The organism is Sulfuricurvum sp. MLSB, from assembly GCF_000747095.1.
GTDB lineage: Bacteria > Campylobacterota > Campylobacteria > Campylobacterales > Sulfurimonadaceae > Sulfuricurvum.
On sequence record NZ_JQGL01000086.1, the window covers coordinates 1 to 3,729 of the forward strand.

The window sequence follows — 3,729 nt, forward strand, 5'->3', positions numbered from 1 at the left end:
CCTTTTTCCGCTTCGCGGATGGCTTCGAGCATAAATGGATCCATTGTTGTCTCTCCTCACGGTTTGCTGTATGCTAAATATTGTACTCATTACCCTCGAAAAGTCAATATGATAAAATGTCATTTAGTTTTTTATCGTAGAAAGGTCCATTTGTGAAAGCCAAAACTCTCGCCAATACGTTTTATCAGTGGGAAGGGGATATTTTGGTGCTCAACATTTTAGGTACCCCCAGCGCCAAGCGCGACGCGATAGGAAAAGTCAAAGGCAACCAACTCAAAGTAAGCGTCACCGCCGCGCCCGTAGCGGGGAAAGCAACCGATCATATGGTCCGTTTTCTGGCAAAAGAGTTCGGTGTCTCCCCCTCGGATTTCGAGGTGGTGTACGGACGGATGAACGTCAACAAACAGCTTCGGATCAAAGCCCCAAAAGAGCTTCCCTCATCGATAGAGTTTCCGTCGTAACGACCTTCGTTAAGCGTTACTGCTTCGGCCGGAACGCCTTGATCACCTCTTCGTTGCACTCTAGATACGGCCCCTCGATCAAATCGATGCAGTATGGCACGGCGGGAAATACCGCGTCCAGACACTCACGAATCGATTTGGGCTTGCCGGGGAGATTGATGATAAGGCTTTTACCGCGGATTCCCGCGCTCTGGCGCGAAAGAATCGCCGTCGGGACGTATTTGAGGCTCACCTGACGCATCAGCTCGCCGAATCCGGGCATCATCTTCTCGCAGACGTTCTCCGTCGCTTCTGGTGTCACGTCGCGGCGCGCAGGCCCTGTTCCCCCGGTCGTGACGACGAGGCAGCACCCCTGCTCGTCGCACAGCTCTCTCATCGTCTCTTCGATCGTATGCTGGTCATCAGGGATACAGCGGTACACGATTTCGTGTTTTGATTTGAGATAGTCTTTCATCGTCTCCTGAATCGCCATTCCCGAAATATCTTCGTAAATCCCTGCGCTTGCGCGGTCCGATGCGGTAATAACTCCAATGCGGATAGTCATTGTTGGGTACACTCCTGTAAAAAATGGTTGGCTCTTTTGATCGACGTCACCGTCGCATACGGGATGAAAAATTCGCGTGCTCCCACCACGTCGATAATCCGGTCTTCGAGTCCCAGATACACTTCGATGCGGGTTCCTTTGGAGCGGATACGTTCCATCAACATTCCGTCCCATTCAAAATAAAGGAGTTCGTGAAGAGCGTCCGCATTGTGTTCGCCCTCTTCTACCGCCTGCATCGGACACGGCGCGAAGCAGTTGGCTAAAAATGCCTCCAGATAACCGTCCGGATCTTTGAGATAGCCCCCCATCTGAAGGCGTTTAAACGACTCTTTTTTGGTCTGGAAAAATGCGGGGGAAAAGAGCTGCAGCGTATCGATCCGATCCGTCGATTCGGCCGCAAAATGGGCCGCCTTGATCGCTCCGTAGCTGAATCCCGCGACGGTATAATCGCTTTTTTTCAGATACGGCTCGAAAAAGTGCCGATCCCCTTGGAGGGAAAAACCGCTAAAGAATCTCATTCATCGTCGCTTTGGCCAGCGATTTGGAAATCTGCTCGTATTCTTCGAGGATCGCTTCGAATTTGGCGACGATTTTTTCGTGCCGTTCCAACAACGTCAATATCTCCTGATACAGGCGTTCGGTCAGTTTTGATTCGTCTTCCGTACCGGGGAGGATCGAACTTCCCATCCCGTATTCATAGACCATTGCATGAACAAGCTCTTCCGCCGCCCGAACGTCGTGCGACGCATTGCTCGCGTGTTCGCCGAAACGGAGATTCGAAGCGGCTATTCCCGCGAGGTGAACCCGCACGTGCGCTTCGATCTCGTGTTTGAGAAGCGGCTCGGCCGTCGGCGGCGTGATTGTGTCGTTGCTGAGCGATATTTTCTCGTAAGGGAGGTCGAACCACGTCGCGGCAAAGACTTTCCCCGCCTGATAACGCGCCTGATAACGGCGCTGTTCGTCGCTGAGCATGGCGATTTTCTTTTTCCCGAACATCACCTTGTCTTTGACGGCAAGAAAGTGTTCAAGGCGTACCTGAATCTCTTTTTGGCGCAGACATAACAAAGCCGCTTCGTTCACCAGCGCCGCGAGAGAAGCGCCGTTGAACCCGACCGTCATTTTTGCCACATCGGCGACGGAAAGCTCATGCGGAATATGACGAAGGTATTTGTTCAATATCGCTTCGCGTTCGGTTGCCGTAGGCAGTTCGACAAAAACGCGACGGTCAAACCGTCCTGCGCGTAACAGTGCGGCATCCATCACGTCGATATTATTGGTCGCGGCGATCACGACGATACCGCTGGTGTCTTCGAATCCGTCCATCTCGGTCAACAGCTGGTTCAGCGTCCCTTCACGCTCGTCGTTGCGTTCTCCGCCCCGTTTTTTGCCGACCGCATCGATTTCGTCGATGAAGATGATCGCCGGAGCGTTTTTCTTGGCGGCGGAGAAAAGCTCGCTGACCCGCTTTGCCCCCATTCCGACATAAATCTGAACGAACGACGCGCCGCTTTGGTAGAAAAACGGTACGTCTGCCTCGGCGGCGACCGCTTTGGCGATCATCGTTTTTCCTACCCCGGGAGGCCCTACAAGCAAGACACCCCGCGGCATACGGGCGCCGAAACTGTAATAACGCTTTGGATTACGCAGAAAATCGATAATCTCCTCAAGTTCCTCTTTGACGTCACCGATCCCACCGATATCGCTGAAACGGACCGTCGATTTAACCGGAGCAATCGTCGAGGAAACCGGTTCGCTCTGCTCTGCCGCCGCACCGGCATGACGCACCGTTTCGACAGGCAATTCCTCGTCCTCGAATCCGAGCCGGTTTCTCCAAGCCCAATATCCCGCTCCGCCGATCAGCGCAACGAAAAAGAGAAACCAGCCCCAGCCGCTTCCCCCTTTGGGTTCAATGACCAAATGCGATGTAAGATCGGCGGGAAGCTGAGACGAGGCGATCTTGACGACGCCGTCTTCTTTGGTGGCAAAATAGGTATAACCATCATCGCTATAGGCTTTTTCGATTTGCTGCCCTTCGATCAGCCGGCTTGCTTCTTCGAGCGTAACGGTGTCGGCACCGTCGCGTAACAGAGCATACAACAGCAATAACAGGATAATTCCCCCTGAAATAAGGAGAATCATCTGATTTCGGTTAGTGTTTGGCCAGGTTATAGTCATCGTCTACCTCGTAATGTTCGAGTGTGATCCAGTCGCCGCAGAGATCTTCTGCCGATTCGATCACAACTTTGTTGAAATACTGATCGTATCCGCTGTATCGTCCGTTTTCGCCGCTTTCAACGAGTACCTCCAACGGCGAGTTTACCTGCGCACGAAAAGCACGGTTGTTAGCCTCGATAAGAGCGCTCAATTCACTCATCCGCTTGCCGGCAACGGTTCCGTTGACTTCGGGTTTCATCACGGCACTCGGTGTTCCGTCGCGTTTGGAATAGGTAAAAGGATGGATGTGCGTCAGATGCAAACGGCGCACATTTTCCATCGCTTCGCTCCAGATCGCATCGCTTTCTCCCGGATGGCCGACGATAAAATCGGTTCCGAGCGCAAACCCTTTGTCATGCAGCATCGAGAAAAGCTCGATATCGCTGCCGATCCGGTTGCGGCGGTTCATCAGCCGCAGCATCGCATCCGAACTGTGTTGTATCGCAATGTGCAGGTGGCGCTCCAGCCACGGCTCGTTCAGTATCTCGCGAAACGATTCGTTGATCTGGA

At 53.0% G+C, this 3,729-nt stretch carries 4 protein-coding genes and 1 pseudogene; 1 reads left to right on the forward strand and 4 read right to left on the reverse strand.

All coding sequences use genetic code 11. The features are described from left to right. Nucleotides 1-152: 152 nt before the first annotated feature. Entirely contained in the window at nt 153-461 is a 309-nt protein-coding gene (locus tag JU82_RS06530; protein ID WP_294892386.1) for a DUF167 family protein, read from the forward strand. Nucleotides 462-477: 16 nt separating this feature from the next. On the opposite strand, the gene mog is transcribed toward JU82_RS06530, so the two are convergent. The 4 genes and pseudogenes from mog to JU82_RS06550 form a co-directional block, all read right to left on the reverse strand. After that, entirely contained in the window at nt 478-1,005 is a 528-nt protein-coding gene (mog, locus tag JU82_RS06535) for a molybdopterin adenylyltransferase (protein WP_037948361.1), read from the reverse strand. Further along, the gene (bioV, locus tag JU82_RS06540; protein ID WP_037948364.1) at nt 1,002-1,523 is read right to left on the reverse strand and encodes a pimelyl-ACP methyl ester esterase BioV; all 522 of its coding nucleotides are present in this window, start codon (nt 1,521-1,523) and stop codon (nt 1,002-1,004) included. Before bioV ends, mog begins: the two co-directional genes overlap by 4 nt. Continuing rightward, complete coding sequence (locus JU82_RS06545; protein WP_294892388.1) at nt 1,510-3,144, reverse strand: AAA family ATPase; 1,635 nt, start codon at nt 3,142-3,144, stop codon at nt 1,510-1,512. The genes bioV and JU82_RS06545 overlap by 14 nt, the downstream gene beginning before the upstream one ends. Nucleotides 3,145-3,154: 10 nt before the next feature. Next, a pseudogene (locus JU82_RS06550) lies at nt 3,155-3,729 on the reverse strand (tRNA (N(6)-L-threonylcarbamoyladenosine(37)-C(2))-methylthiotransferase MtaB); the annotation flags it as partial.

What these genes read in the sequence shown, in the direction of transcription:
- bioV (WP_037948364.1), bottom strand. Translation starts at nt 1,523, where the DNA reads ATGAGATTCTTTAGCGGTTTTTCCCTCCAAGGGGATCGGCACTTTTTC.
- mog (WP_037948361.1), bottom strand. Translation starts at nt 1,005, where the DNA reads ATGACTATCCGCATTGGAGTTATTACCGCATCGGACCGCGCAAGCGCA.
- JU82_RS06545 (WP_294892388.1), bottom strand. Translation starts at nt 3,144, where the DNA reads ATGATTCTCCTTATTTCAGGGGGAATTATCCTGTTATTGCTGTTGTAT.